Here is a 26,101-nt window from a genome sequence, read left to right as displayed (position 1 = left end):
AACCCCAGCCCTTCAACATGCTATAGACGGCAGCAGAAGGTCTGCTAACTCGCCGGGATGGGATCGACACGCGCGGGACGCACGAGTCCGGCGACATCCGCACTGTCGGAAGATGGGTTGAGCAGGCGTTCGATCGGCACCTGGAACGCGCGGGCCAGCTTGTCGACCGTGACGATCGACGCGATGGCGGAACCGCGTTCGATCTCGCCGACATACGATCGGTTGAGTCCGGCGTGCTCGGCCAATTGCTCCTGAGACCACCCGCGCGTCTCGCGAAGACGCCGCACCGCAGCGCCGAACTCCCTGACGAGTCCGCTCATCGCGTGGCTCCCGCCGCGACAGGCTCAGCGCCTGCATGAACGCGCGGTGTGCGATCGTGGCCCGCGGCAGCGCCCGTGCCTTCGTTGCGCGACACGGCCTGCGTCACATGAGAACCCGGCGCGACGTCCTGGGTCAGCCACACATTGCCGCCGATCACCGAACCCTGTCCGAGCGTGACGCGTCCAAGAATCGTCGCGCCCGCGTAGATCACGACGTCGTCCTCGACAATCGGATGGCGCGCGTGGCCTTTCTCCAGATGACCTTGCGCATCGCGTGGAAAGCGCTTCGCGCCCAACGTGACCGCCTGATAGAGGCGTACCCGTTCGCCGATCACGGCCGTTTCGCCGATCACGACACCCGTTCCATGATCGATGAAGAAGCCGGCGCCGATCTTCGCACCGGGATGGATATCGATACCGGTTTGCGCATGTGCAAGCTCGCCGACGATCCGCGCCAGCAGCGGCAGGCCCAGTCCATAAAGCTCGTGCGCGAGCCGGTGATGAATCATCGCCAGCACGCCCGGGTAACACAGCAGCACTTCGTCCACGCTGCCCGCCGCGGGATCACCGTGAAACGCCGCTAACACGTCGCTGTCGAGCAAGCTGCGAATCGCCGGTAAGTGCGCTGCAAAAGCGCGCACCGCGATCTCCGCCTGCGCCTCGATCGTGGCGGCGGCCGGCGGTTGATGCCGGCTGCGGTAGTGCAGTTCCAGCCGCGCCTGACTCAGCAGCGCGTGCAGCGCGGCGTCGAGTGCATGCCCGACATAGAAGTTTTCACTTTCCTGACGCAGATCGGGTGGCCCGAGCCGCATCGGAAAGAGCACCCCTTTGAGCGTATCCACGATCTCCGCGAGCGCCTCGCGCCCCGGCAATTCGCGCCCGCCCGGTTCGAGCGAGCGCTTCTGCACTTCGCGCCATTGCTGACGGACCGTCTGAAGCGCCTCAACAATCTCATCGACATCAAACACAGCCACAGCGGTTACTCCCGTAAAGTGCAGCGTGGACGATCAGGTTCTTCAGTCCTGAATCCACGGCAGCCCGTGAAAGCGCCAACCATTGCTGGCGCCGCGCCGTTGCGCGTCGTCCAGTTCCCCTTCAAAACCTTCCAGAACGTTGAAAACCTGCGTGAAGCCGGCCTTCGCGGCGGCCTCGGCGGCCAGCGCCGAGCGGTTGCCGCTGCGGCACAGCAGCAGCACGACCGCGTCTTTGCCGGTTTTGGCTTCCAGCTCGCGCACGAAGCGCGGATTGCGCGTCAGACTGGTGCCGGTCGCCCACGCGACATGCACACTGTCCGGCACGAGTCCGACAAATTTGCGTTCTTCGGCGGTGCGCACATCCACCAACACGGCATCGCCGGCCTGGACGAGTGCCCACGCATCCTGCGGCGGCACGCCGCCCGCGTAGGGCAAACCGGCATCGGTCGCGCGGGAGCGGGCGGCTTCGAGCAGCGCGTGGGTGGGTCGTTCTGCGAGTTCAAGCGTCATGACGTCTCCTTCGATATCGCGCGAATCCTTACGCGCTGGTTCAAGGCACCGGCGAAAGCAACCGCCTATAGCCATCAGGAGACACTATGAAAGAGACGCGGCCGAAGCCGAACCAATTAATTGTGATTTCTAAAGAAGCATCGGTTTGGTCGCTGCGGCTCAAGACTGCCCTGCTCCATGCCACCGTCCATCGCAACCATCATTCCGGCGGGATGTCGAGCGGCACGACAAACATGCCTGCGGTGTATTCCATATGAAAATAGCCGCAGCGTGCGTAGGCCGCGATGCGTTCGAGCCGCTCGGGCGATTGCGCGCCGTGGCCGGGACCGGGCCTGTCGGCGGTGGATTGATCAGAGGTAACGCTCGCGTGCTTCGACCATTGCATCTGCAGCGCGCGCAGCGGATGCCGAAGTCCAACCCGGAACAAGGTCGTGGAAAGCGTGGCCATACGGCCTCCGTCGATTCATGGCTATACGGACGAATCTAGTGGTCCGCATAAGGAAGCGCAAACAAGGTTTTATGGATTGGTTTTCGGAAAACGCATCACACGCTAATCACGCCGGGTAGCCGGAATTGCAAAGTCGAATCGATACCGGAATAACGTTGCGAGAATAAATCGGTTCGGTCGCGCAGTGCGCTCCGATAAAGTGATCCGCATCGCCAGGGGCGTCCTTGCCCCTCAGGCTCGCACGTCGAATTCATTCTTTCCAGGAGCAACCACCCATGACGACATCGAACGCACGTACCGCCGACCATTCGATCGACCGGCAATTCCTCGACCGCTGGTCGCCGCGCGCTTTCCGTTCCGATCCCATCCCCGACGCAACCCTGCTGACGCTTCTCGAAGCGGCCCGTTGGGCGCCTTCTTCCTATAATTCCCAACCCTGGCGATTCGTCTATGCAAGACGCGATACGCCGCATTGGGAACAATTCCTCGGATTCCTCAACGAATTCAATCGAAGCTGGGCGAGACACGCCGCGGCCATTGTCATCGTGCTGTCGAAGAGCACGTTCACGCCGCCCGGCGGCGCGGCTGAAGTCCCCGCGCCGACTCATTCGTTCGACACCGGCGCCGCCTGGGGCTATCTGGCGCTGCAGGCCAGCCTCTCCGGATGGCATGCGCACGGCCTGGCCGGCATCGAACGCGAGACGATCCGCCAGGCACTCGCCGTCCCGGACGTTTATTCGATCGAGGCCGCTATCGCGATCGGCCGCGCGGGCGACAAGGCCTCACTGCCGGAAGCGCTGCAGGCCCGCGAAGTACAGAGTCAGCGGACGCCGCTGTCCGTCATTGCGTCGGAAGGGCGGCTCGCGCTCTGACGGGAGGATTCGAGCCGGCGCGCGTCGATGCGCGCCTGATACGCTCTCTCAATGCGCCCGAACCAGCAACTCGTAGCTCGCGTCCTGGTTCGCGGTCGACTGCCGTGCGCGGCCCCAGCCGACTGCGCGCCGGTAGTGTCCGAACGCCGTGTCGCCGACCTTGCCGATCTCGCCGAGCGGCATCGGCTCGATCTGCGGCGCCACGAATAGTGCGTCTTCGGGACAATACAGCTCGCACATGAAGCAGGTCTGACAATCGTCCTGACGGGCGATACGCGGCACGCCGTCCTGCACGGCGTCGAACACATTGGTGGGGCACGCGCGCACGCAGATGTTGCACCCTGTGCAGCGCGCGCTGTCGACGATTTCGATCATGCCGCGGCTCCTTCGGTTTGGGCAATTGGCCGCGGCACGGCCACCCTGTCGATCCAGACTTCGTCCAGTCCACCGCTCAAAAGACGCTGCCTCTGCGACGGATCGGGCGCGGCATGCTCGCGACGCCGATGCATCCCGCGCGTCTCGGTGCGTTGCTGCGCGCTGCGATACATCCACCGCGAGGTGGCCAGCATCGCCGCCGCCTCGCGAGCGCGCACCGCATCGAGCGTGTTTCGCGGCGGCCCGGCGCCGCGCACGCGATGCCACAGTGCATCGAGACGCGAGAGCGAGTCATCGAGCAGATCGCCCTGGCGAGCCCAGTTGCGCTGCGTCGGAAACACCTCGTGCTGCACGCTGCGAATCACCTCGTTGCTGTCATAAGGCGCGGTGCCGCCGCCGTCGCGCAGTCCTGCGCCGCCTGCACGCAACACCCTGCCCTGGTGCCCGGCACGCCCTTGTGAACGGTTGTAGTCCGCCGCGCCCGCGCCGGCCCAGAAACCGGACGACATCGCCCATGCCGCGTTATGGCTACCGCCACCGGTGAACCCGCCACAGATCAACTCGCGCGTGGCCGCATCGCCGGCGGCGTAGAGTCCCTCGACCGAGGTCGCACACGTCTCATCGATCAGATTGAGGCCGCCGGTTCCCCGCACCGTCCCTTCCAGACGCAGTGTGACCGGGAAATGCTGCGTGAATGGGTCGATGCCGAGCCGGTGGAACGGCAGGAAGAAGTTTGGTTGCGCCGTGCGCATCCATGCGCGAATCTGTTCGTCGGCGCGATCGAGGCAGGCGAACACGGGCTCGCTCTGCAGTGTTTGAGCGATCACCCCACGCCCATGCGACGAACCCGCGCCCGGGATCACAGAACCGTCCCGGTAATAGAACGTCGCCCAGTTATAGAACAGCGATTTCGTCACCGATGAAAACGCCGGCCCAAGGCCATAGGCGTTCGAAAACTCCATGCCCGACAGCGCCGCCCCGACTTCGGCGGCCATTAGCTGGCCGTCGCCGGTGAGCACGTTGCAACCCAGCGCATTGCTGAGAAACGCACAGCCGCCCGTCGCGATCACGACGGCGCCCGAGCGCACGATCCACGCCTCGCCGGCCTGACGATCGACGCCCGCCGCACCGGCTACCGCGCCGCGTTCGTCGACCAGCAGTTCCAGCGCCGGGCTGTGATCGAGTAGGCGCACGTTGGCTTCCTTGACGCGCTTGCGCATCAGACGCATGTACTCAGGCCCTTGCAACGACGTGCGTCGTTGTTCGCCGGATTCATCGACCGGGAAGGGATAGCCCCACTCGGCGAGTTGCTGCGCGTTGATCCAGGTCTGCTCGAGCACGCGATCCATCCACGACTGTTCGGCCAGTTCTCCGCCCAGCTTGAAACGACTCGCTTTCGCGTGGCCGCGCGCATCCCCGTCGGGCGGCACGTACCAAACGCCTGTGCCGGCCGGCGCGGTCGCGCCCGAGGTGCCGCAAAACCCTTTGTCCGCCAGCACTACACGCGCGCCGCTCGCGGCCGCGCTGATCGCCGCCCATGTGCCGGCCGGACCACCGCCGATCACGAGGACGTCGGCATCGTGCCGCACCGCGCTGTCTGCAGCCGTCACCGGAGGCCGGCCATGTTTTCCCGCGTTGTCCGTCATGAAGGAGTTTCCCTGAGGTGATGTGCCGACTGTCCGACGAAGTTGAACGCTCAGCGCTCGCCTTGCCAGGCTGTCAGCCGCCGTTCCGCCAGCAGGACGGCGTGATTGAACACGAGGCCGAGTAACGCAAGCGTGACAATGCCGGCGTACATCTTCGGAATCTCGAACGTGAATTGCGAGTAATTGACGAGGTAGCCGAGTCCCGCTTTCGCGCCCACCATTTCGGCCGCGATCAGCACGAGAATGGAATAGGCGCCCGCGACACGAATGCCCGTGAAGACAGTCGGCACCGACGCGGGCAGCACGACCTTGCGGAACAGCTGCAACGGGGTCAGCCCCATCGAGAGCGCCGAGCGGATCAGCAATGGATCGACATTGCGCACGCCGCTGACGGTATTGAGCACGACAGGCCAGATGCACGAGTACACGACCATCGAGACCTTCGAGGTCTCGCCCATGCCTAGCACCAGCACGAAGACGGGAAGCAGCGCGAGCGGCGCCGTATTGCGAAACAACTCAAGCAGCGGATTGAGAAGCTCCGCAAGCGTGCGATACCAGCCGATCACAAGACCCAGCGGCACGCCGACGGCCACCGCAATCGCAAAGCCGCCCACGGCCCGTGTCGCGCTGGCAAACAGATGGTCGGAGAGCTCGCCTGAACGCACCATCTCGAACAGCGCGCCGAGCACGGTTGAAAACGGCGGCAGAAAGGTTGCATCGACCCACCCCGCGCGCGGCAGAATCTCCCACAGCGCACAGAACGCTACGATCGCGACGCTGCCACGCAGGATGCGTGGCAATGCCGCTACGACACCAGAGGCGAACGAGCTCGCCGACGGAAATCTGGTCGCTAAGGTACTCATTACTCAGACTCCCCTATCAAGCCGCATGCGCGACCGCGAGTCGCGGCGCCGCCCGGCGCTGATGCGTCAATTGCCAGATCTCGTGTCTGAGCCGCACGAATTCCGGCGTCGAGCGCAGATCTTCGGAGAGGTCGCCGCGCTCCAGACGCACGTCGAGCGCATGGGTGATGCGACCAGGTGCGGCCGCCATGACGAGGACCCGTTGGCCGAGATAGATCGCCTCATCGATTGAATGCGTGATAAACACGACGGTCGTACCGGTGCGTTGCCAGATGCGCAGCAGTTCGTCCTGCAGGGTCTCGCGCGTCTGCGCGTCGAGCGCGGCAAACGGCTCGTCCATCAGCAGCACGGCAGGCTCGAAAGACAGCGCGCGAGCAATCGCGACGCGCTGCTTCATGCCACCGGACAACTCGTGCGGATAGCGGTCGCCGAACCCGCCAAGGCCGACCAGTTCGAGGAACGAACGGGCACGCGCGGTGCGCTCCGCCCTGGCCACGCCTTTCGCTTCCAGACCGAACTCGATATTGCCGAGCGCTGTTTTCCACGGAAAGAGCGCGTATTGCTGAAACACGATGCCACGATCGAGCCCCGGTCCTTCAATCGCTTTGCCGTCGATCAGGATCTGCCCGCGATCCGGTTTCGCGAGCCCGGCGACCAGATCGAGCAAGGTCGTCTTGCCGCAGCCGCTTGGACCGACCAGCGTCACGAACTCGCCGGCCTTCACATTGAAGGACACGTCCTCCAGCACGCTGAAGTGTCCGCGTCGTTTGAGATGAAACCCTTTCGTGACGTTGCGCACGCCGATAGCAGCACCCATATTCGCGGGCCTCGTGATTCGACGCAGTGGCCGCCTAATGGGCCGCCACCGACTGGTTGAACGGATTGAACTGGTTCGAGTAGATGTTTTCGGGTTTCACCTGGTCGGGCTTCAACACACCGTTTTTCACGTACCAGTCGATATACGTCGTGAAGTCGTTGGCGTCGATCAGACCGCCCTTGCCGCCCACGCCGGCCGATTTCCAGTAGTTGACGATCGACGTGTCTTCATTGCGATGCCGCGTCTCCACGATCTTCTTCAGCCGTGCGACCACTTCCGCACGCGGCGTGTTCTTCGCCCATTCGATCGCGCGAGCCGTCCCGTCGACGAATTTGCGCACCGTGTTCGGGTTCTGCGCGATGAAGCGGTCGGTGAACAGATAGCTCGCGTAGCCGAACGAGCCGAACAGCTGATAGTCGGTGGTGAGCAGCGTCGCGCCGCCGTCGGCTAGCAGCTTGTCCTTGATGATGTCTTCGAGGAACACGGCGTCCAGTTGTTTTTGCCTGAGCAACTGTGCGAGATTGACCGGCGGCGCCGCGACGAACACCACCTTCTGGATCTCTTCTTTGGACAGCCCAGCCTTCTCCAGATACGCGGTCACCAGGTATTGTTCGTACGCGCCCGGCGTGTTCACGCCGACCTTACGGCCGATCAGATCACGCGCACTATGGATCGGACTGCCTTGCAGCACGAACAGCCCGCCATTGGTCTCCTTGTCGGTGCCGACGTAGGAAATCACCGCTTTGACGGGCGCGTGGGCCGCCACCAGTTTGACGATCGAGCCGTTGAACGCACCACCGAAATCGACGTCGCCCGTCACCGCCGCCTGAATATCCTGCGGTCCGCTGATCGTATTGCCCACCCAGTTGAGTTTGATCGGCGCCAGATACCCGAGGTCTTCGGCGAGTTCCGGATACAACACCTTGCTGGCCCACCCCTGATAGCGCAGTTCGAGCTTCTCAGGGGTTTGCGCCAGCGCGGGGTGGCCGAAAGACAGCACACCGGCGACGAGCGTCGACAGATAAAACAGGCGAGCAACACGATGCCGCAAGTGACGCGCGGTTTGCTTCATGCTTCGATCTCCGTGGTCCGACATGGAAGGCGCGCGTGCGCCGCTCAGAACACGCCGTCGTGTTCCAGCGTGATGCGGTGAATACGCCGGCGAGCCGAGCCGTAGTCTCGCGCCGCGTAATGCTGGACCTGACGGTTATCCCAGATCGCGACATCGCCGGCACGCCATTCGAAACGGGCCTGCACTTCCGGCGTCTTGATCAGGTCGTAGAGGTAGTTCAGCAGACTCTGGCTTGCCGTCTTCGATACGCCGAGCAAATGGCTGGTATGCCCTTCATTGACGAACATTAGCTTGCGGCCGTTTTCAGGGTGTGTCTTGATGACCGGCACTTCGATGGGCGGATACTTTTGCGAGGCATCGCGCACCCGTGCCAAGCCGGCCTCCACACTTTGCTCGCTCGTGCCTTCGGGAATGTCGTAGCCGCTCAACAGATCGGACAGCGCGTTCTTTTTGGGCGACGCAAAGAACGTATTCACCGCTTTCAGCTTCTCGAAGTAGCGGGCCAGATCGGGATCCAGCAAGTCGTAGACTGCCGTCGACGAGGTCCAGATCGTGTCGCCGCCGCCCCCCTCAGGAATCTCCTGCGCGTGGAGGACGGTGGCCTTGGGCGGCTGCGGCTGCCATGAAACGTCGACGTGCCAGTTATCGGTGCCGCCCGATTGGGTTTTATCGCTGTGGGCAATGACCTCGATCTCGGGAAAGCCCGCGACGGCCGGCAGATAGATATTCTTGCGGATTGGTGTGCCGAAGATCCGCGCCAGCGCGACATGCTGCTCTGGCGTAAGCGTCTGCTCGCGAAAAAAGATCACACCGTGATCGACCAGTGCCTGCCTCACCGTTTGCTGGTTCTCATCACTGAGCGGCTTCGACAGATCGACGTTCTCGATCACTGCGCCGATCAGCGGCTTGTATCGGCGTACGCGAAGCGCCTGGTGAGCGGCGGATTGCTGATGCTGATGGTCGAGCACTGTACTCATGGTGTCCTCCTTGGGGTCGATGGCGTGAACCATGAAAGCAGGATCGATACGGCATCGGCAACCAACGATTCAGCGCATGGATATGCGTTGGCGAGCGATTCGATTAGTCGCCATCGCGGCAAAAAGAGTCCACCAGAGAAGTGCTTTGGTTCGAACAAAAGCTTATTTAGAAGGTCGTTGCTGCTTGCCTATAGTCAAAGATCGGGGGAATCGCGGCGCGACACTCGCATGACGTAGTGCATCACGTGGTGCATTTGCTGCTATCACAGATGCATCCATGCGGTTGCGGGCGTCACCGACGCCCGCATCGATCTCAACGGCCCACTCTCACCCGCCGCATCAGGCGTTCGAAGCCTCACGTTGCCATACGCTCGACGCATACGCGGATTCGTCGAAGTCAGCAGGAATCTCCGCGGCGAGGCGCTTTGCGTGTGAACCGATATCCGCGAGAAACAGATCGCGGCTGATGCGCCGGACCACCGCGGGAATATCGCGCTTCATGCTCGGCACGTCGCCAACCGGCACGCCCGCACTCACGAAACCGGCTGGATTGTAGACATGGATGTCCTTCAGATACGGCGCCTGTCCCGGCGACTTCTCCAGATACTCGAGCGCAGAACCGAGGTACGGATGCGCGCCCAGCCCTTCGTCGACGTCGCTCGCGGGCGGTGTGTACTGATCGCGCCACAGCCGGATCTGCGACGCGAAATCGGCCAGTTCCGGCCGCGCCGACGAATCGATGAAATAGCCCGTGCCGGCGATCGCGAAGTCGAATCGAAACGTTTCGCCCGACACCCGCGCGGCAATGTGCCTCGCTTCTTCACGCGCGGATTCCCATTGCGCGCCAGGGTGCAAATGGAAATTCGGAAACCGCGTGACACGCTCGATCGAGTCCAGCGGCGCCGTCGATCCCGAGCGCTTGAAGCGAAGCGCCTGCGCCCAGCGCAGTGCGTCGGGCAGATCGAAGTAGTTGTCGTACGCGCCAGGGTAAGCACGCGCGCGCGAAACCGGGACGGCCGCCAGCGCCGCGCGGCGCACGAACAGATGCACGTCGGCTGCGCCTGCTTCGAGCGCGGTTGCCGCGGCATCGAAGGCGGACGCCGCACCGCCGAGCACCGCGACCGATTTGCCACGCAACGCGACGAAGTCGATGGCCTGCGACGTATGCGCGACAAGCGACGCCGGCAACTGCGCCAATGCGCGGGGCACAAACGCGCCACCGTTACCGGCGACGCCGTTGCACAGCAACACCTTGCGGGCGGTCTCGACTTTCGCGCTGCCGTCGACTTCGAGGTGCAACCGGAAATGCTCGCCCACTGGCTCTATTTTGACGAGCCGTGTCGCGTAGCGAATCGGGACCTCGAGAAATTCGCGGTACCAGGCCAGATAGTCCGCCCACTGTTCGCGCGGAATCCGGTCGATCTCGCGATATGACGCCGCGCCGAAACGCGCCTCATACCACGCCTGAAAACCGAGCCCCGGCAGGCCGACCTCGGGCCCGACGAGAGACTTCGGCGTGCGCAGCTTGTTCATGCGCGCGCGGGTGCGCCATACGCCGGCTTTCGACGCATCGTCGGCCGCATCGATCACGCTGACGCGGCCAATGCCGGCTCGCCGCAGCGCGAATGCGAATGCGCTGCCGGTCTGGCCGCCACCGACGATCAACACGTTGTGGTCGATACCGGGCTGGTCCGGCACCCAGTTTTCGGGCGCCGGACCGAGCAGTTCAAGTGTGCGGCTTGCCTCGTGGTCAGGATGGGCAGTCTGTGTCATCAATCAGTTTTCCTTGTTGGCGGCGTATTGCCGATGCAGATCGAGCAAACGTTGCGAACGCGATATGTGTTTGCGTGCCGAAGCGAATCAGCCGACCGCCTGGGTCTCGCGCTGCATGTGCGTCGCGTTGTAACGCACTATCAGGCCCGTGCCCGTTTCGAACCCGAGCCGCCCCGTCAACGTTTCCAGCGGACGGCCATACAGATGAAAGTGCAACGTGGGCTCGGCGCCGCCGACGTGAATGCTATGGATGTCGTCGGGCAGAAATGCGATGGGCACACCGGGACGCACCACCCGTTCCCGCGCCAGTTCAAGCTGGGCGCGATCCGGATCGCGCCCATCGTCCGTGCGCCAATAGATGCGGTTGAGTTCCGCGCCCTCGATCGCCGCAATCACGGCCCACGTGTCGTGGTTATGCGGGATCGTCGTCTTGCCCGGCAGCAGCGAGTTCAGATAGAGCGCGAAACCGTCTTCACCGGGATTGAGCCGGTAGCGGGTCGATGTGTCGCCGCTACCGGGCTGCGGCGGCGGAAAATCGGCGGCATCGAACAGAGCGCGATGGGTTGCGAGTTCCGTGAGCCGCTCGCTGAGCCCCTTGAGCGCATCACGGGTCACGCCTTTTTCGTCGATGATGCGCCGGGCGTCGGCGAGCAGCGCCTCGACGGCTTCGCGTCGTTGCGTCGAGACGGCGCTACCGGTTTCGTTCGTGGTCGTTGTCATGGTCGTAAGGAATGAGGACGAGACGCTCGCGCTCGCGCGCGGCTTCGCATTGAATGTCTTGATCAGTGTCGGCGCCATCGCGACCGGTTCTGATCCGGCTTGCGATCGTCGCACTCGTTCGCGGGACGCCTCGCGAAACCGTGGGTGCAGGCGTTTCGCAACGAGCCATGGCTGGTTGGCTCGAAAGGCGGTTTGCCGCGGCCTGAGCGCTAACGCGCGGGCGCGGCGTTCGTAGCGTTAAGCCAGCACATCCGAGAACACCCGATTCGCCAGCCGGTTCGAATCGGTCCCGCTGTTGAGTACGCCGACCGCTTTCAGGTCGTCGGCATATAGCGAGATCTCCTTCCTGAACGCATCGCCGACCGGATGGTGGCGATCGGTATGGCTCTTGAGCATGGCGGCCAGTTGGCTCACCTCGGCGGACGGCGTATAGGCCGAGAAAATGGTGGCCGCGTCGTCGGGATGATTGGCGGTCCACTCGGTCGCCTCGAGCAACGCTTGCGTCAAAGCCTGCGCGGTGGCGCGATCCTTGCGCACCAGCGAACCACGCACGCCGAGCACGCAGCACGAACGCGTCTGGTACTCGCCGCACAGATTGTTCGACACTTCATAGAGGTGATCGGATTCGCGGATCGACCAGATAGTCGGGTCGCCATCCGCGATGGCGTGCACTTCACCCTTCTTCAGCGCCTCGCCCAGCAGGTTGGCCGGATACTGACGCCAGTTCACGTCGCGCTCCGGGTCCACACCGATCTTCTTCAACACGATCGCGAAGAAGTTCCTGGTCGGACTGGCCATATCGCTGACGCCGATCGTGCGGCCCTTCAGTCCCGCCACGTCGACGATGCCCGACGCTCGCGTGGCCAGCAAACGCATGCAGCCGCCGTGAATCCCGGCCGTCAGTTTCACATCGAAGCCCTGCTCCAGCGGTTTGATCCAGCGCAGCGCCATGCCGACGCCCGCGTCGGACTTACCGGTTGCGATGGCTTCGAGCAACTGGTCGGTCGAGCCCGAAAAATTCACGAGTTCGACCTGCAAACCGTGCCGCTGGAAAAAGCCCTGCTTCACCGCCACGGCCACCGGCGCAGTACAGATCGCGCCGGCGTTCCAGGAAAGCTTGAGCGGCTTGAGCGGCGCTTGCTGGGTTTGCGACGTTTGCGACGTTTGCGCGAACGCCAGCGAGCCCGGCATCAGCGCAGCGCCACCGAGCGCCGCCGCGCCCGCACTCCAGGCCGTCTTGCGCAACCATGCGCGGCGAGCCAGGCTCAGCGGGGCTTCATCGTAGGGATTCATGGTGACTGTTCCTCAGGTCGTCTATCGATTGTTTTATTCGTTCAGGTGTCGAGGCCGAGTTGGCCGAGCACCTCGCGGCGCAGTGCCACCAGTTTCGGATCGTCGCGATGACGCGGATACGGCGCGTCGTTGCGAACTTCGGCGACCACCCGCGCCGGCCGCTCGCTGAAGACGATCACGCGATGCGCGAGCAGCAGCGCCTCTTCCACGTCGTGCGTGACCAGCAGCACGGAGAAGCGTGCGTCCTGCCAGAGTCGCGCGAGTTCGCCCTGCATGCGGATGCGCGTCAGCGAATCGAGCTTGCCGAAGGGTTCGTCCAGCACCAGCAGCGCAGGGTCGTTGACGAGCGCGCGGGCCAGCGCGACGCGCTGCGCCATGCCGCCCGACAATTGATGCGGAAAGGCCTCGGCGAATTCACTGAGACCGACTAACTCCAGCGCCGCATCGATTCGTTGCTGCACGCGTTCTCCTTGCGGACCGGCGCGCCGCGCAAAGCCTCTGCGCTGCGCTTGCGGACCGATGCCGACATTGCCGCGCACCGTGCGCCACGGATACAAGGTCGGGTCCTGAAACACCACCACGCGCGACGGATCGGGGCCCGCAACGACGGCGCCGTCGGCCTGCACGGTGCCTTGCGTCGGCGTATCGAGCCCTGCAACCAGCCGCAGCAAGGTGGACTTGCCGCAGCCGCTCGGGCCGAGCAGCGCGACGAATTCGCCCGGTTCGACCGCGAAGCTCACATCCTGCAGCACCGGCAATGCGGCGCCACGCAGCGCGAAACGATGGCTGACGTGACGCACGTCGATGCGTGCGCCCTCGCGAACCGGCACCGTGGCGGCCGGCTGATTCAGTACTTCGGGTACGGCTACCATTTGAGCAATCCTTTTTGCCAGGCCAGCAAGCGGTCGCGCACGCGGAACAGCAGCGTGATCAGACCGGAGCACATCAGCGCCATCACCAGCAACGCCGCGTACATGTTCGAATACGCCGCCCAGCCCTGCGCCCATTGCAGATACCAGCCGAGGCCCGCTTTGACGCCCATCATCTCCGCCACGATCAGCACCGAAAACGATGCGCCGAGGCCCATGAACAGTCCGACGAACACCGACGGTAACGCCGCGGGAATCGCGACTCGCAGAATCAGGAAAACGGGTCTCGCGCCGAGCGTGCGCGCGATGTCGTAGTAAGCGGAGTTGACGCCGGCGACACCCGACCAGGTCAGCACGGCAACCGGAAAAGCAGTGGCCAGCGCGATCAGGAACACACTCGCGCTAAAGCTCGATGGAAAGAAGAAGAACGCCAGCGGCAGCCATGCGGTGGCCGGCAGCGGTCCGATCAGACGCAGAACCGGATGCACCCAGTAGCTCACCGCCTGCGACCAGCCGATGCTCACGCCCGTCACGAAGCCCGCTGCCGCGCCCAGCACATAGCCGTAGGCGAGCAAACCGAACGAATGCACGACACTCGTGCCGAGTCGCGGATAGTCTTCGGCAAAGACGCCGATGAGCGCTTGCGGCGGCGCGAAAAAGGGCCGCGGCAACCATTCGAGTTGCGCCGTGACGGCCTCCCATGCGCTGACGCCGAGCGCCAGCGCGAGCAGCCACGGCATCGCGCCAAGCCATGCGCCGGTGCGCGTCGTCGCTTTCACGGCAGACGGATCGCGCACGCCGGCGATGGCGGTTGCCACAGCGAATACGGCCAGCACCAGCTTCAGCGCAATGAATTCCTTTGTGTAGGGCCAGTCGTCGAGACTCGGCCACCATTCGGTTTGCGCCGCGCTGGCGAGCCACGCGACAGCGGCAAGGCCTGCGATCAGCACGCCGCGTGAGAGGCTGCGCGGTCTTCCGGTTTGGTCGGCGCCAGCCAGGCCCGCGTCGCCGGCCTTAGCGTGCGTCGCTATCGATTCGAGCTGGGTGGACATAAGCGTTCCCGCCTCCTGGATGGGTGAGTTGACGTGCGCCAGATTGGTGAGACAGCGATAGCGGCGGATTTGCGGCGACTGATTGAGACCGCCATTAACGAATCAAGTATCGCGGCGCTGACGGTCTATCCAAACCAACTAATTTCGCTTTGCTTATTTGTTTCATGGCACTGACTTTGCGGATACGACAGGCATCCAATAGTCTTTGCCGTCGATACAAAAACCCCGTAAATATCCAAGCAAAATCGTCGTTACGACATACGGACGACCCGCTATGGCAGCACGACCGATCAACGGTTGGCACCTCAATTGGAAAGCAGAATTAGTTGTTTGGCATTGCCAATCCTCGCGTGATTTACTGCGGATCCCAGCCTGCTCCATCGAGCCCACGCGCTTTTACGCCCGCTCTCACGTCGATCCGCACGGACCCTCACTGTGACTCACTCAACTCTGGCTGCGCCCTCGCCCGCGTCGACGACTTCCGCCGACGATTCGCGTCACGCTTCGCCCTTCGTTCCCGTTCGCTCACCCGCCGCATTCGCGGATAGCCCTGTATCGCGCGCCTTTGAACAGCCCCTGCTGCTCGGACTGTTCCTGCCGATTCAGGCCGGCGGCTGGAGTGCGTCGACGCTGCCACGCACCACCGACTGGTCGTTCGACTACAACCTCGCACTGGTGCAGAAGGCCGAGGCATTGGGATTCGATCTCGTCTTCGCGCTCTCGCAATGGCTGCCGAAGGGCGGCTACGGCGGCGTGTTCAATGGTGAAGCGCTGGATTCGTTCATGTCGCTTGCCGCCATGACCGCGCGCACGGAACGCATCATTCTGGTGGCGACCAGTCACGTGCTCTATGGCCCGTGGCATCCGTTGCATTTCGCCAAATTCACCGCCACGCTCGATCACATCTCGAAGGGGCGGTGGGGCATCAATGTCGTCACGGGGCATCGTGCCATCGAGCATGAGATGTTCGGCTGGCACCGTATCGAGCACGATCGGCGCTACGAACTCGCGGGCGAGTTTCTCGATGCCGTGCAGCAATTGTGGGCGCAACCTGAGAATTTCAGCTTCGCGCCCGAGCTTTCGACGTGGAAGCTCGATAAAGCCTTTGTCACGCCGAAGCCGCGCTATGGGCGCCCGCTGCTCGTCAATGCAACCGGCTCGGATGCCGGCATCGAGTTCGCCGCGCGGTACTCGGACGTAGTTTTCATAACCAGCCCGGCCGGATCGGAAATCGAAGCGGCGTTGGACGCGTTGCCCGCGCACACGGCGCGCGTGAAAGCGGCCGCCGCGAAACACGGCCGCAAGATTCGCACCCTGATCAATCCGATGGTGATCTGTCGCGAGACGGAGGCGGAAGCACGCGCGTATCGGGACGCGATCGTGGCGCACGGCGACGAAGGCAGTTTTCATCGTTTCGACAGCGATGCTCATGCATGGCGTGGCAATGCCGAACAGCGCAATCAGGCCGCGGCGCGCGCGGTGGGCGGCAACATCTCGATCGTCGGCTCGCCGCAGCAGATCGCCGATTACATCGTGCGGCTGCATCGAGCCGGTGTCGACGGCGTGCAATTGAGCTTCTTCGATTTTCAACCGGACCTCGATTTCTTCGGCGAGCGCGTGCTGCCGTTGTTGCGCGAAGCGGGCTTGCGGTACTGATCAAGAGCGGACCTATCCCCGAATAAACCGGCGAAAAAAACACAAGGTGATCCTATGAGCCGACTTTGGTATACGCGTTGCCCCGCCCCCACACCGTTCGGCATCGCCGCGCAGAAAGGCTGGCTGGATGAAGAATTCACAGCTGACGGAATCGACGTCAAAGCGCTTCAGGATGCCGACGACGTGCGGATCCGCCGCTCGCATTTCACCCATACGCAGCCGTGGTCGTTCCGCCAGGGCGGCAATATTCCCGCGCTGTGGGCGCGCGCGCAAGGCAGCGATACGCGCCTGATCGGCTTGAGTTGGGTGGACGAATTCCAGGCGCTGATCACACTCGACCGGCAACTCGACGCGAACCCGGACGCGCTCGCGGGACGTCGCTTCGGATTCCCGCTCAATACGCGTGCGAGCGTGGTCGACTTTCATCGCGCGACGGCATTGCGCGGCTTTTCCTCCTTGCTCGGCGCGCTGGGCGTGCAGCTCGAAGACATCGATCTGGTCGATCTGCCCCACACGCCGCGCAGCCTGGAAGACGCCAAGCCGGCCGGCGATGCGCCGCTCGCCGACTGGCTCGACGCGCAACGCCCGCACGAGTTTGCCCGTGAGGCCGAAGCGCTGCTGCGCGGTGAAGCCGACGTGGTGTTCGTCAAAGGGGCAACGGGTCTCGATATCGCGAACCTGCTCAATGCGAAGATCCTCGTCGACATCGGCGCACAGACCAATCGCGCGCTGCATGCGAACAACGGCACGCCGCGCCCGCTCACCGTGGACGCGCAACTGTTGCGCGAGCGCCCTGATCTCGTCGAACGCGTGCTCGCGCGCACGCTGGACACCGGCGAATGGGCCGAACATCATCCCGCGGACGTGGCGCACTACGTGGCCCGCGAAACGCGCAGCGCCGAGCATTGGGTCGAGCGTGCTTATCCCGGCGGCCTGAGTCGGCAGTTGACGATCGGGCTCGATCCCGCAGCGCTCGCCGCCCTCGCCGACTTCAAACAGTTTCTGTTCAAGTGGGGCTTCATTGCGTCGGATTTCGATTTCGACGCATGGGTCGATCCCGCGCCCCTTCGTGCCGCGCTCGCGCGGCGACATGCGCCGACGCCTTCCACCGTCTGAGCGGTCTCGCTTCCTTCTCTTCTTCTCGCCCATTCCACGATGACTCACGTCACATCGCAGGCGGCGTCACGCCGCCGCGGCAAACGCCTGCTCAGCGGCGCATTCGGCTTCGCGGTCACAGCCGCGGTTACATTCATCATCGCAATCGCCGCTCAACCATCGCACGCACAGACGCGCGGCGGCACGCTCAACTTCATCGTCACACCTGAGCCGACCGCACTGGTCGACCTCGCGACCACCGCGACCAATGTCTTGAAGGTCAGCCCGAAAGTCGTCGAGGGGCTGCTCGAATACGACTTCAAGTTTCAACCCAAGGCGTCGCTCGCCACCTCGTGGGAAGTGAGGGACGACAACCGCAGATATGTTTTCCATCTGCGTCACGGCGTGAAATGGCACGACGGCCAACCCTTTACGTCCGCCGACGTCGCCTACTCGATCCAGACGCTCAGGCAGGTCCATCCGCGCGCCAAGACCACCTTCGCCAATGTCACCGACATCGCGACGCCAGACCCGTATACCGTCGTGATTACGCTGTCGAAGCCGGCGCCGTATCTGATCAAGGCGTTTTCCTCATCGGAAACGCCGATCGTGCCGAAGCATATCTACGAAGGCACCGACGTGCTAACCAACCCCGCCAATAACGCGCCAATCGGCACCGGGCCGTTCCGCTTCGTCAAATGGGTGCGCGGCAGCTACGTCGAATACGTGCGCAACGACGATTACTGGGACAAAGGCAAACCGTACCTCGATCGCATCGTCGTCAAGGTGATCAACGATCCCGCCGCCCGTACGGTCGCCTTCGAGGACGGCTCCGTAGACCTGAGCGGCGACACACCCGTGCCCCTGTCCGATCTCGAACGTCTGAAAGGCAACCCGAAGCTCGGACTCGAAACTCGTGGCTACGAATTCCAGGCCGGCGTGGCGCGTATCGAGTTCAACCTCGATAACCCGGTTCTGAAGAACCCGAAAGTGCGTCAGGCGATCGCCTCGGCGCTGGATCGCGAAGTGATTCGCAAGGTGATCTACTACGGCTATGCGACGCCGCTCGCCAGCCCGATCATTCCGTCGAGCCCCTACTACAATCCGGCGCCCACGCCCTATCCGTTCAACGTGGAGCGCGCCAACACGCTGCTCGACGAAGCCGGCTTTCCACGCAAAGCCGACGGCACGCGTTTTGCGCTGACCGTCGATCCGTTGCCGATCGGTGATCTGCCCGCACGCACCGCCGCTTACGTCAAGTCGGCACTCGCCCGCGTCGGCATTGCCGTCACCGTGCGCAGTCAGGATCTGCCGGCGTACCTGAAGCGCATCTACACCGACCGCGATTTCGATTTCTCCATCAACGGCATGAGCAATCTGTTCGATCCGGTGGTGGGCGTGGCGCGGCTTTATACGACCGGTAACTTCCGGCGTGGCGTGCCGTTCACCAACGGCTCCCATTACAGCAATCCGGAGATCGATGAGTTGTTCTCGCAGGTCGCCGAGGAGACCGATGAAGCAAAGCGCAAGCAATTGTTCTCGCGGATTCAGCGCATTCTCGAACGCGATCTGCCGGATATCAACCTCGTGTCGCCGCAATACCTGACCGTGTACTCGCGCGCGGTGCACAACCATACGACCTCGCCTGACGGCGTGTCGGCCAGTTTCGCCGACGTCTGGCTGCAACGCTGAACCCCTTTCGATTCATCCTCACACGGAACCCGACTCACATGGAATACAGACAACTCGGCAAGAGCGGCATCAAGGTCTCGACACTGACGCTCGGCACGATGATGTTCGGCGGCCCCACCGACGAAGCGACCGCCGCGCGCATCATCGATCAGGCTCTGGAGCAAGGCGTCAATTCGATCGATACCGCTGACGTCTATGGCAAAGGCGAATCGGAACGGGTAGTCGGCCGCAGCATCGCCGCGCAGCGCGAGCGCTGGGTACTGGCGACCAAGTTCGCCAATCCGCTGCAGGACGGCGACGTGAACGCGCGAGGCGCATCGCGCAAACATATCGTGCGAGCGGTGGATGCCAGCCTGAAACGCCTCAATACCGACTACATCGACCTGCTGTATATCCACCGTGAAGACCACGAGACGCCCGTCGAAGAAACCGTGCGTGCTCTGAACGATCTGATCCAGGCGGGCAAGCTGCGTTACTACGGGCTGTCGAACCATCGCGCGTGGAAGATCGCCGAGTTCAGCCACACCGCGCAGGCGCTCGGACTGGATGCGCCGGTGGCGAGCCAGCCGCTCTACAACATCGCCAACCGTCAGGCCGAAGCCGAACAGTTGACGGCCGCGCATCGCTACGGACTCGGCGTGATTTCCTATAGCCCGCTCGCGCGCGGCGTGCTGACCGGCAAGTACGAACCGGGCGCGACGCCCGGCGCCGACACGCGCGCGGGCCGCAGCGACCGGCGCTTGCAGCAGACCGAATGGCGTCCGGAATCGCTGGAGCTGGCGCGGCGCGTGCGCGAGCATGCCGAAGCACGCGGGCTGTCGGCCGGGCAATTCGCGCTCGCGTGGGTGCTCAATAGCCGCTATATCAGTTCGACTATCGGCGGCCCGCGTACCGAAGCGCAATGGCAGGACTATCTGCCGGCGCTGCGCTATCGCTTGACGGCTGAAGACGAGGCGTTCGTCGATTCGCTCGTCACGAGCGGGCATCCGTCGACGCCTGGTTTCAACGATCCGGGGCATCCGTTCTTTGGGCGGATTGCGCGGCATGGAGCGTCGCCAGTCGAATTGGCGTAAGGGATCCGAGGGCGGCATGAGCCGCCCTGCGCGGTCGCCTCCGCGCAAAGAAGCGGCCCAGACCGATCAGGCCGCCTGCGCGTCGAAAGTCTTGCCTGGAATCGCTTCGAGCAAAGTGCGTGTATACGGATGCTGCGGCGCCCGCCAGATGTCCCGATGATGCCCGCTCTCGACAATGCGCCCCGCCTGCATCACATGCACGCGATCAGCGATATAACGCACCACTGAAAGATCGTGCGAGATGAACAGATACGCCAAGCCGAGATCGCGTTTCAGATCGACTAGCAGATTAAGAATCTGCGCCTGAATCGACACGTCCAGCGCGGACACCGGCTCATCGCAGATCAGCAGATCCGGTTCGAGCACGAGAGCCCGCGCAATCCCGATACGTTGCCGCTGGCCGCCCGAAAATTCGTGCGGAAAGCGGCCGAGCGCTGACGCAGGCAAACCAACCCGGTCGAGCATGGTGGCGATACGCGAGCGACGCTGCTGCGCGTTGCCCATGCCGTTGACCACCAGCACCGTATCCAGAATCTCCGCCACCGTACGGCGCGGATTGAGCGACGCATACGGATCCTGAAACACCATTTGCACGTGACGCCGCAGCGGCCGCAATTCACGCTCGCCCAGGGGCACGAGATCGGTGCCGCGCAAACGGATCGCACCGCTCGCTGTCGGCACGAGCCGCAAGATCGCTTTGGACAGCGTCGATTTCCCGCAGCCGGATTCGCCCACCAGCCCGATCGTCTCGCCACGGGCAATCCGCAACGACACGCCGTCCACGGCGCGCAGCGTGGATCTGCCGTGACGTTGCGGATAGTCGATCCGCACGTCCTGCAATTCGAGCAACGGCGCAACGCCTGCCGCCGCGACACGCTGAGTGGGATCGACATCCGCCACATACTGCCCGGTGCGCACGGAACGCGGCACCACCGCGAAGCTCGGCTTGCCGTCGTCGCCGATACCGTGGCGGATTTCCGGGAGTTTCCAGCCGCGATAATGCAGATCGTCCGCGAGATTGAGTGAAGCGCCGAGCAGACCGCGTGTGTACGGATGCCGCGGTTGTGTGAAGAGCCGCGCGACCGGCGCCTCTTCCACCTTTTCGCCCGCCAGCATCACCGCGACACGGTCCGCATGCTTCGAGACGATGCCGAGGTCGTGCGTGATCAGCAGCAAGGACATCGACAGCTCGCGCCGCAAACCGTCGAGTAGTTCGAGAATATGCGCCTGGATCGTGACGTCGAGCGCCGTGGTCGGTTCGTCGGCGATCAACAGACGCGGCCGGCAGGCCACTGCCATCGCGATCATCACCCGCTGCCGCTGGCCGCCGGACAGCTCATGCGGATAGTCGAACACGCGCCGCTGCGGCTCGGGAATCTGCACCAGCGCCAGCAGTTCGACCGCGCGGTTCCATGCGGCGGCTTTGGACAGGCTCTCATGCTGCCGCAAGGTCTCGACGATCTGCGCGCCGATCGACAGCACGGGGTTGAGCGACGTCATCGGCTCCTGAAAGATCATCGAAATCTGTTGCCCGCGAATCTCGCGGATCTCGCGCGCCGATAGATCGAGCAACTCGCGGCCGTCGAAGCGCAAGCTCCCCGTTACGCGTCCCGGCGTGGGCACGAGGCGCATCAGCGACAGCGCGGTCGCCGATTTGCCGCAGCCCGATTCGCCGACCAGCGCCAACGTCTCGCCTTGCGCGATATCGAAGCTCAGGCCGCGCACGGCTTCATGTGCGCCAAAACTGACGCGCAGGTCGCGTACTTCAAGCAGGTTTGCCACGGTGCATCCTTGGATACGTTGTCGGCCGTGCCATCGGCCAGATAATCAGCCCGCTGTTGGGTATTGTCAGACGCGTTCGCGCAGGCGCGGATTGAGCGCGTCGTTCAGGCCGTCGCCGAGCAGGTTCAATGCGAGCACCGCGAGCACGATTGCCGCGCCGGGGACGGCGGTCAGATACCAGGCGGTACGCAGCGAATCGCGGCCGGCGCCGATCATGCCGCCCCAGCTGACCACGTTGGGGTCGCCCATGCCGAGAAACGACAGCGACGACTCGATCAGAATCGCGCTCGCCACCATCACCGACGCGGTCACGATCACCGGCGGCAACGCGTTCGGCAATATCTCGCCGAAGATGATGCGCGCGTTGCTGAAGCCCTGGCTGCGTGCCGCGAGCACGAAGTCCGACTGGCGCAGCGTGCGGAATTCGGCGCGCACGATCCGCGCGACGGTCGGCCAGGAAGCGATGCCGATGGCGAGCGCGATGATCGTCACGCTCGGCCGGCCGATCGCGACGATCACGATCACCAGCAGAAACGACGGCACCGTTTGAAAGAGTTCGGTCACCCGCACCAGCACATCGTCGATCACGCCGCCAAAGAAGCCACCCGTCGCGCCGACCAGCGTGCCGATCACGAGGCCGATTCCCGCCGACGTCGCGCCGATCAGCAGCGACACGCGCGTGCCGTGCGCGATGCCCGCGGCCACGTCGCGTCCCAGCGAGTCCGTGCCGAGCCGGTATAGCGGATCCACACTCGGCCATTCGAACGGCGCCGCCACCATATCGAGTGGATCGCCGGGAAATAGGTGCCCCGCGCTCAGCGCGAGCGCAATGAAGGCGGCCAGCAGGACGAGCCCGGCGAGCGCCGACGGATTGCGCAGCAGTGCGCGCCAGACGCCGCGCCCCGCCGTGGTGCGGCCCGGCGCAATGGCCGGGTTGTTGCGGCGCAGACCGAACAGCGTACCGGTCAACTGACGCCGCCATGGCGATACTTCGGCCTCGGGCGTCGTGGGAATCAGATTGGAAGAGTCGGAAGCCATGTCATCCTTCTGAAAAAACAGCGGGCGTCAGCGCGATCCGTCACGCGACGCGGGGGTCGAGCCATGCCTGCAACAGATCGACCAGAACATTGGCGACGATCACGAGCAGCGACGACAGCAGCAGCACGCCAAGCAGCACGCTGAAATCGCGCGCCATCACGGCGTCGAGCGCAAGGCGCCCGAGGCCCGGCCAACTGAACACCGTCTCGGTCACCGCGGCGCCGCCCAGCAAGGTGCCAAAATGAATCCCGACGATGGTCGTGAGCGGCATCAGCGCGTTGCGCAACACGTGCCGCACCGTTACGCGCCACGGATGCAAGCCCTTGGCCTGCGCGGTGCGCACGAAGTCCTGGCGCTGCACTTCCAGCATCGCGGCCCGCGTCAGCCGCGCATAGATCGCGACGAAAAACGTCGCCAGGGTCGCGGCTGGCAGCAGCACGTGTCTGGCTGCATCGGCGAGGTAAGCGAAACCGTGAAGCTGGACGCCGAGCGTGATGTTGCCGCCGCTCGGCAGCCAGCCCAGATGCACCGAGAACAGCACGATCGCGAGCAGCCCGATCCAGAAGCCCGGCGTCGAATAGAACAGCAAGGCCAGCACGGACAGCACACGGTCCGGCCACTTGCCCGCCCAATGCGCCATCACCGCGCCAAGCGCCACGCCCGCCACGATCGCGAACGACAACGCCACGCCCATCAGCAGCAGCGTATTGGGCAGACGCGACAGAATCAGCTGCATCACCGGCATGTCGTAGCGCGGCGAATAACCGAGGCTGAAGTGCGACAGATGCGCGAGGTACGACCACAGCTGGTGCAGCACCGGCTGGTCGAGTCCGAACTTCGCGCGCAGCACCTGCATCGTTTCCGCGGTCGCGGAGCCGGACTCGCCGGCGAGCACGTCGGCGGCATCGCCCGGCATCAGCTTCAGCAGGAAGAAGTTCAGGATCACGATGCCGATCACCGTGGGCAGTGCCTGCCACGCGGTACGCCGGAGAATCGCCCCAAAACGCAAACCTCGACTCATCGCGTCGCTCCTGTCATGCGCTCAGATAGACATCCGCGAGATTGCCTTCGAGGCCTTGCGCGGACACGGTGTGGTTATGAACGCGCCGGTTCGCGAGCGTGATCATGCGCGGTGCGACCAGGGTGAGAATCGGCAGATCGCGATAAACGATCTGCTGGAACTGCTGATACAGCGCGACGCGCTTGCTCTCGTCGGTTTCGATCGCGGCGCTTTCGAGCAGGCGGTCGACCTCGGGATTGCTGTAATGCGGCGCATTCGAAAACGGCACGCCGGGGCGGATATTCTTCGACCAGTAGAGACGCTGAACGCCCACGCTCGGGTCGAATAGCGTATTGACGCCGATGCTCGTGAAATCGAACTGGCGGTCCGCATAAACGCGCTTCAGGAACGCCGGCAGATCCTGCGAGCGAACCGTGACGTCGATGCCCACTTTCGCCAGCGCCGATTTGACGTAGTCAGCCTGACGGCGGTACATGTCGCCGTAGGGCAGGAAGTCGTGCGTCAGACCGAAGCGCACACCGCCGTCCTTGCGCGGATAGCCCGCGGCGTCGAGCAATTTCTCCGCGTCGCCGATATCGAACGCATACGGCGCGAGTTTGGCGTCGTGATATGGCGAGCCCGGCGTGATCGGCGTGGGCGACAGATCGGCATAGCCATAGGCGACCGTGCGCTGAACCACCTGCGGATTGATGGCATGTGCGATCGCCTGACGCACGCGCAGATCTTTCAGTATCGGATGATCGAGATTGAAATCGATCTCGGAGAGCGGCTCCAGAAAGCGATAGCCGCGCGTTTCGACGGCCAGTTGCGGCAATTGCGTGAGACGCGGCAGATCGGTGAGCGGCACTGGATTCTCGCCGCCCAGATCGAGCGCGCCGGTTTCGAATGCGGCGGACCTGGCAGCGGCGTCGGGAATCACCTTGAAGACGAGGCCGTCGATATACGGCTTGCCCGCGTCCCAGTAGTCCGGATTACGTTCGTAGACGATATTGGCGCCACGCGTCCACGATTTGAAGCGGAACGGTCCCGTGCCGATCGGCGCGTTGTTGTGCGGATTGGACAGCGGATCGCCCTGCGCATACAGGTGCTTCGGAACGATCGGCGACTCGCCGGCGGACAGTGCTTTCAACAGATACGGCGCCGGCTTCGACAATTCGATCACCGCGGTGCGCGCGTCCGGCGTGGTCACCCGCGTGACATTGGCGAACGTGCTGCGCCCGCGCGGATGCACCGTTTTGAGCAAGTCGATCGAGAACGCGACATCGGCCGACGTGAACGGCTGACCGTCATGCCATTTGACGTTCTGCCGCAGCGTGAACGTGTACTTCAAGCCGTCCGGACTGACGGCCCAGGCGGTGGCCAATTGCGGCTTGGGGCGCAGGTCGAAGTCGTAAGCGAGCAAGCCTTCGAGCACCTTGGAACTCGCGACGAGCGCGGGCCCGGTGGTCTGGAAGATCGACACGAGCACCGGCGGCTCGGGATTGATCAGTATGTTCAGCGTGCCGCCCCGCTTCGGCGCGAGCGCCTCGCCCTGGGCGAACGCCAGTGCCGGCAGGCCGGCGGCCGCGAGCGCTGCGCCCGATGAAATCAGAAAATCGCGTCGATTCAGCCCTGCCATGTGATTCAGATCCTTTTTGCCGATGGTTCGGCCTGTTCGCGCCGAATGAAATGTCGTCATGGTGATGTCGGCAATGCTGCTGCCGCAGCGCTCACGATAAAGCCGCTGCGGCAGCAAAAGAACCAATCGTTCTGCATATGCAAAGCACGGCACGGACGAAAGGCCGCACATCGGTTGCGGGCGTTGCGCCCGCTCGCCTCATGCGAGGAACACGTCGGTCAGGACGGTCGACCTCGGAATTGTCATAGTGCGATGCATTGGAAAACGGCACGCCTTTGTCGATCGGACTCGGATGCGCCGCACGATATCAACCGCCGCGCGGCAGAAGAACAAATTAATTCAGGATTGCATATCTGTCGTCGATGGCTGGTGTTATCGCTCAAATATCGGTGTTTTAGCGCTTATTCAAGAGAATTCATCGATATCAATATCGAATTTGATTGTTTGTTTCATCGGTTCGTTTTGCTTATCGTTTGTCGCCGACTTCAAGATGTTCATCGGTCAATCACTTCTCCGACGCTCTCTCAACACCAATTCAAATAACC

The 26,101-nt window shown here is 63.6% G+C and carries 25 protein-coding genes; 6 read left to right on the top strand and 19 right to left on the bottom strand.

The genetic code is table 11. The features are described from left to right. Positions 1-44: 44 nt before the first annotated feature. The 4 genes from HF916_RS38170 to HF916_RS38155 all read right to left on the bottom strand — a co-directional run bounded on the left by HF916_RS38170 (position 45) and on the right by HF916_RS38155 (position 2,252). Positions 45-320 (bottom strand): helix-turn-helix domain-containing protein, encoded by a 276-nt coding sequence (locus HF916_RS38170; RefSeq protein ID WP_168793916.1) that lies wholly within the window; start codon positions 318-320, stop codon positions 45-47. Next, a complete protein-coding gene (epsC, locus tag HF916_RS38165) occupies positions 317-1,294 on the bottom strand; it encodes a serine O-acetyltransferase EpsC (RefSeq protein ID WP_168793915.1) in 978 nt (325 codons plus the stop codon). Before epsC ends, HF916_RS38170 begins: the two co-directional genes overlap by 4 nt. Before the next feature lie 42 nt (positions 1,295-1,336). Beyond that, entirely contained in the window at positions 1,337-1,804 is a 468-nt protein-coding gene (locus tag HF916_RS38160) for a rhodanese-like domain-containing protein (protein ID WP_168793914.1), read from the bottom strand. Between the two features lie 199 nt (positions 1,805-2,003). Next, on the bottom strand, positions 2,004-2,252 hold the full coding sequence (locus tag HF916_RS38155) for a hypothetical protein (protein WP_168793913.1): 249 nt from the start codon (positions 2,250-2,252) through the stop codon (positions 2,004-2,006). Positions 2,253-2,527: 275 nt separating this feature from the next. Here HF916_RS38155 and HF916_RS38150 point away from each other — a divergent pair, with 275 nt between their 5' ends. After that, positions 2,528-3,124, top strand: coding sequence for a nitroreductase family protein (locus tag HF916_RS38150; RefSeq protein WP_168793912.1), 597 nt, complete (start codon positions 2,528-2,530; stop codon positions 3,122-3,124). Positions 3,125-3,172: 48 nt separating this feature from the next. On the opposite strand, the gene HF916_RS38145 is transcribed toward HF916_RS38150, so the two are convergent. The 11 genes from HF916_RS38145 to HF916_RS38095 form a co-directional block, all read right to left on the bottom strand. Further along, positions 3,173-3,499, bottom strand: a complete 327-nt coding sequence (locus tag HF916_RS38145; RefSeq protein ID WP_168793911.1) for a 4Fe-4S dicluster domain-containing protein — start codon at positions 3,497-3,499, stop codon at positions 3,173-3,175. Then, entirely contained in the window at positions 3,496-5,145 is a 1,650-nt protein-coding gene (locus HF916_RS38140; RefSeq protein ID WP_168793910.1) for an FAD-dependent oxidoreductase, read from the bottom strand. Before HF916_RS38140 ends, HF916_RS38145 begins: the two co-directional genes overlap by 4 nt. 50 nt (positions 5,146-5,195) lie before the next feature. Then, positions 5,196-6,008, bottom strand: coding sequence for an ABC transporter permease (locus HF916_RS38135; protein ID WP_240975834.1), 813 nt, complete (start codon positions 6,006-6,008; stop codon positions 5,196-5,198). Positions 6,009-6,024: 16 nt separating this feature from the next. Then, positions 6,025-6,825, bottom strand: a complete 801-nt coding sequence (locus tag HF916_RS38130) for an ABC transporter ATP-binding protein (protein WP_168793909.1) — start codon at positions 6,823-6,825, stop codon at positions 6,025-6,027. 34 nt (positions 6,826-6,859) lie between these two features. Next, entirely contained in the window at positions 6,860-7,897 is a 1,038-nt protein-coding gene (locus tag HF916_RS38125) for an ABC transporter substrate-binding protein (RefSeq protein ID WP_168793908.1), read from the bottom strand. Positions 7,898-7,941: 44 nt separating this feature from the next. Then, a complete protein-coding gene (locus HF916_RS38120) occupies positions 7,942-8,874 on the bottom strand; it encodes a TauD/TfdA dioxygenase family protein (RefSeq protein ID WP_168793907.1) in 933 nt (310 codons plus the stop codon). Positions 8,875-9,213: 339 nt separating this feature from the next. Beyond that, a complete protein-coding gene (locus tag HF916_RS38115; RefSeq protein WP_168793906.1) occupies positions 9,214-10,647 on the bottom strand; it encodes an NAD(P)-binding domain-containing protein in 1,434 nt (477 codons plus the stop codon). A gap of 87 nt (positions 10,648-10,734) precedes the next feature. After that, complete coding sequence (locus HF916_RS38110; RefSeq protein ID WP_168795784.1) at positions 10,735-11,367, bottom strand: cysteine dioxygenase family protein; 633 nt, start codon at positions 11,365-11,367, stop codon at positions 10,735-10,737. Positions 11,368-11,604: 237 nt separating this feature from the next. Further along, on the bottom strand, positions 11,605-12,660 hold the full coding sequence (locus HF916_RS38105; protein ID WP_168793905.1) for an ABC transporter substrate-binding protein: 1,056 nt from the start codon (positions 12,658-12,660) through the stop codon (positions 11,605-11,607). A gap of 41 nt (positions 12,661-12,701) precedes the next feature. Beyond that, positions 12,702-13,532 (bottom strand): ABC transporter ATP-binding protein, encoded by an 831-nt coding sequence (locus tag HF916_RS38100; protein WP_168793904.1) that lies wholly within the window; start codon positions 13,530-13,532, stop codon positions 12,702-12,704. After that, positions 13,526-14,581 carry an ABC transporter permease gene (locus HF916_RS38095; protein WP_168793903.1) on the bottom strand — a complete coding sequence of 352 codons (1,056 nt, stop codon included), beginning with the start codon at positions 14,579-14,581 and terminating at the stop codon, positions 13,526-13,528. Before HF916_RS38095 ends, HF916_RS38100 begins: the two co-directional genes overlap by 7 nt. 450 nt (positions 14,582-15,031) lie before the next feature. Here HF916_RS38095 and HF916_RS38090 point away from each other — a divergent pair, with 450 nt between their 5' ends. The 4 genes from HF916_RS38090 to HF916_RS38075 are packed head-to-tail and all read left to right on the top strand — an operon-like array spanning position 15,032 to position 20,097. Then, entirely contained in the window at positions 15,032-16,237 is a 1,206-nt protein-coding gene (locus HF916_RS38090) for an LLM class flavin-dependent oxidoreductase (RefSeq protein ID WP_206002059.1), read from the top strand. A 54-nt stretch (positions 16,238-16,291) separates the two neighbouring features. Then, complete coding sequence (locus HF916_RS38085) at positions 16,292-17,353, top strand: ABC transporter substrate-binding protein (RefSeq protein ID WP_168793901.1); 1,062 nt, start codon at positions 16,292-16,294, stop codon at positions 17,351-17,353. Between the two features lie 39 nt (positions 17,354-17,392). Further along, positions 17,393-19,024, top strand: coding sequence for an ABC transporter substrate-binding protein (locus tag HF916_RS38080; RefSeq protein WP_168793900.1), 1,632 nt, complete (start codon positions 17,393-17,395; stop codon positions 19,022-19,024). Between the two features lie 38 nt (positions 19,025-19,062). After that, positions 19,063-20,097 (top strand): aldo/keto reductase, encoded by a 1,035-nt coding sequence (locus HF916_RS38075; protein WP_168793899.1) that lies wholly within the window; start codon positions 19,063-19,065, stop codon positions 20,095-20,097. A gap of 66 nt (positions 20,098-20,163) precedes the next feature. On the opposite strand, the gene HF916_RS38070 is transcribed toward HF916_RS38075, so the two are convergent. From HF916_RS38070 to HF916_RS38055, 4 genes are all read right to left on the bottom strand, one after another. After that, positions 20,164-21,879, bottom strand: a complete 1,716-nt coding sequence (locus tag HF916_RS38070) for an ABC transporter ATP-binding protein (RefSeq protein ID WP_168793898.1) — start codon at positions 21,877-21,879, stop codon at positions 20,164-20,166. A gap of 66 nt (positions 21,880-21,945) precedes the next feature. Continuing rightward, the gene (locus tag HF916_RS38065; protein WP_168793897.1) at positions 21,946-22,917 is read right to left on the bottom strand and encodes an ABC transporter permease; all 972 of its coding nucleotides are present in this window, start codon (positions 22,915-22,917) and stop codon (positions 21,946-21,948) included. Between the two features lie 40 nt (positions 22,918-22,957). Further along, a complete protein-coding gene (locus HF916_RS38060) occupies positions 22,958-23,938 on the bottom strand; it encodes an ABC transporter permease (protein ID WP_168793896.1) in 981 nt (326 codons plus the stop codon). 13 nt (positions 23,939-23,951) lie between these two features. Next, on the bottom strand, positions 23,952-25,556 hold the full coding sequence (locus tag HF916_RS38055; protein ID WP_168793895.1) for an ABC transporter substrate-binding protein: 1,605 nt from the start codon (positions 25,554-25,556) through the stop codon (positions 23,952-23,954). On the opposite strand from HF916_RS38055, the gene HF916_RS50000 reads away from it, so the two are divergent. Next, positions 25,557-26,099: a hypothetical protein gene (locus HF916_RS50000; protein ID WP_206002046.1), complete on the top strand. Its 543-nt coding sequence runs from the start codon at positions 25,557-25,559 to the stop codon at positions 26,097-26,099. It abuts the gene before it with no gap. The last annotated feature ends 2 nt before the right edge of the window (positions 26,100-26,101 follow it).

The sequence above is a fragment of the Paraburkholderia aromaticivorans genome (assembly GCF_012689525.1).
Classification (GTDB): domain Bacteria; phylum Pseudomonadota; class Gammaproteobacteria; order Burkholderiales; family Burkholderiaceae; genus Paraburkholderia; species Paraburkholderia aromaticivorans_A.
Note: the sequence above shows the minus strand (reverse complement) of the source record. Positions and strands in the feature narration are given on the sequence as shown.

Bases quoted from the DNA above. Each gene is read 5' to 3' on its own strand.
- HF916_RS38080 (WP_168793900.1), top strand. From the start codon at position 17,393: ATGACTCACGTCACATCGCAGGCGGCGTCACGCCGCCGCGGCAAACGC.
- HF916_RS38125 (WP_168793908.1), bottom strand. From the start codon at position 7,897: ATGAAGCAAACCGCGCGTCACTTGCGGCATCGTGTTGCTCGCCTGTTT.
- HF916_RS38160 (WP_168793914.1), bottom strand. From the start codon at position 1,804: ATGACGCTTGAACTCGCAGAACGACCCACCCACGCGCTGCTCGAAGCC.
- HF916_RS38075 (WP_168793899.1), top strand. From the start codon at position 19,063: ATGGAATACAGACAACTCGGCAAGAGCGGCATCAAGGTCTCGACACTG.
- HF916_RS38130 (WP_168793909.1), bottom strand. From the start codon at position 6,825: ATGGGTGCTGCTATCGGCGTGCGCAACGTCACGAAAGGGTTTCATCTC.
- HF916_RS38145 (WP_168793911.1), bottom strand. From the start codon at position 3,499: ATGATCGAAATCGTCGACAGCGCGCGCTGCACAGGGTGCAACATCTGC.
- HF916_RS38055 (WP_168793895.1), bottom strand. From the start codon at position 25,556: ATGGCAGGGCTGAATCGACGCGATTTTCTGATTTCATCGGGCGCAGCG.
- HF916_RS38100 (WP_168793904.1), bottom strand. From the start codon at position 13,532: ATGGTAGCCGTACCCGAAGTACTGAATCAGCCGGCCGCCACGGTGCCG.
- HF916_RS38150 (WP_168793912.1), top strand. From the start codon at position 2,528: ATGACGACATCGAACGCACGTACCGCCGACCATTCGATCGACCGGCAA.
- HF916_RS38115 (WP_168793906.1), bottom strand. From the start codon at position 10,647: ATGACACAGACTGCCCATCCTGACCACGAGGCAAGCCGCACACTTGAA.
- HF916_RS38135 (WP_240975834.1), bottom strand. From the start codon at position 6,008: ATGAGTACCTTAGCGACCAGATTTCCGTCGGCGAGCTCGTTCGCCTCT.
- HF916_RS38060 (WP_168793896.1), bottom strand. From the start codon at position 23,938: ATGAGTCGAGGTTTGCGTTTTGGGGCGATTCTCCGGCGTACCGCGTGG.
- HF916_RS38105 (WP_168793905.1), bottom strand. From the start codon at position 12,660: ATGAATCCCTACGATGAAGCCCCGCTGAGCCTGGCTCGCCGCGCATGG.
- HF916_RS38140 (WP_168793910.1), bottom strand. From the start codon at position 5,145: ATGACGGACAACGCGGGAAAACATGGCCGGCCTCCGGTGACGGCTGCA.
- HF916_RS38065 (WP_168793897.1), bottom strand. From the start codon at position 22,917: ATGGCTTCCGACTCTTCCAATCTGATTCCCACGACGCCCGAGGCCGAA.
- HF916_RS38110 (WP_168795784.1), bottom strand. From the start codon at position 11,367: ATGACAACGACCACGAACGAAACCGGTAGCGCCGTCTCGACGCAACGA.
- HF916_RS38095 (WP_168793903.1), bottom strand. From the start codon at position 14,581: ATGTCCACCCAGCTCGAATCGATAGCGACGCACGCTAAGGCCGGCGAC.
- HF916_RS38085 (WP_168793901.1), top strand. From the start codon at position 16,292: ATGAGCCGACTTTGGTATACGCGTTGCCCCGCCCCCACACCGTTCGGC.
- HF916_RS38170 (WP_168793916.1), bottom strand. From the start codon at position 320: ATGAGCGGACTCGTCAGGGAGTTCGGCGCTGCGGTGCGGCGTCTTCGC.
- HF916_RS38155 (WP_168793913.1), bottom strand. From the start codon at position 2,252: ATGGCCACGCTTTCCACGACCTTGTTCCGGGTTGGACTTCGGCATCCG.
- HF916_RS38120 (WP_168793907.1), bottom strand. From the start codon at position 8,874: ATGAGTACAGTGCTCGACCATCAGCATCAGCAATCCGCCGCTCACCAG.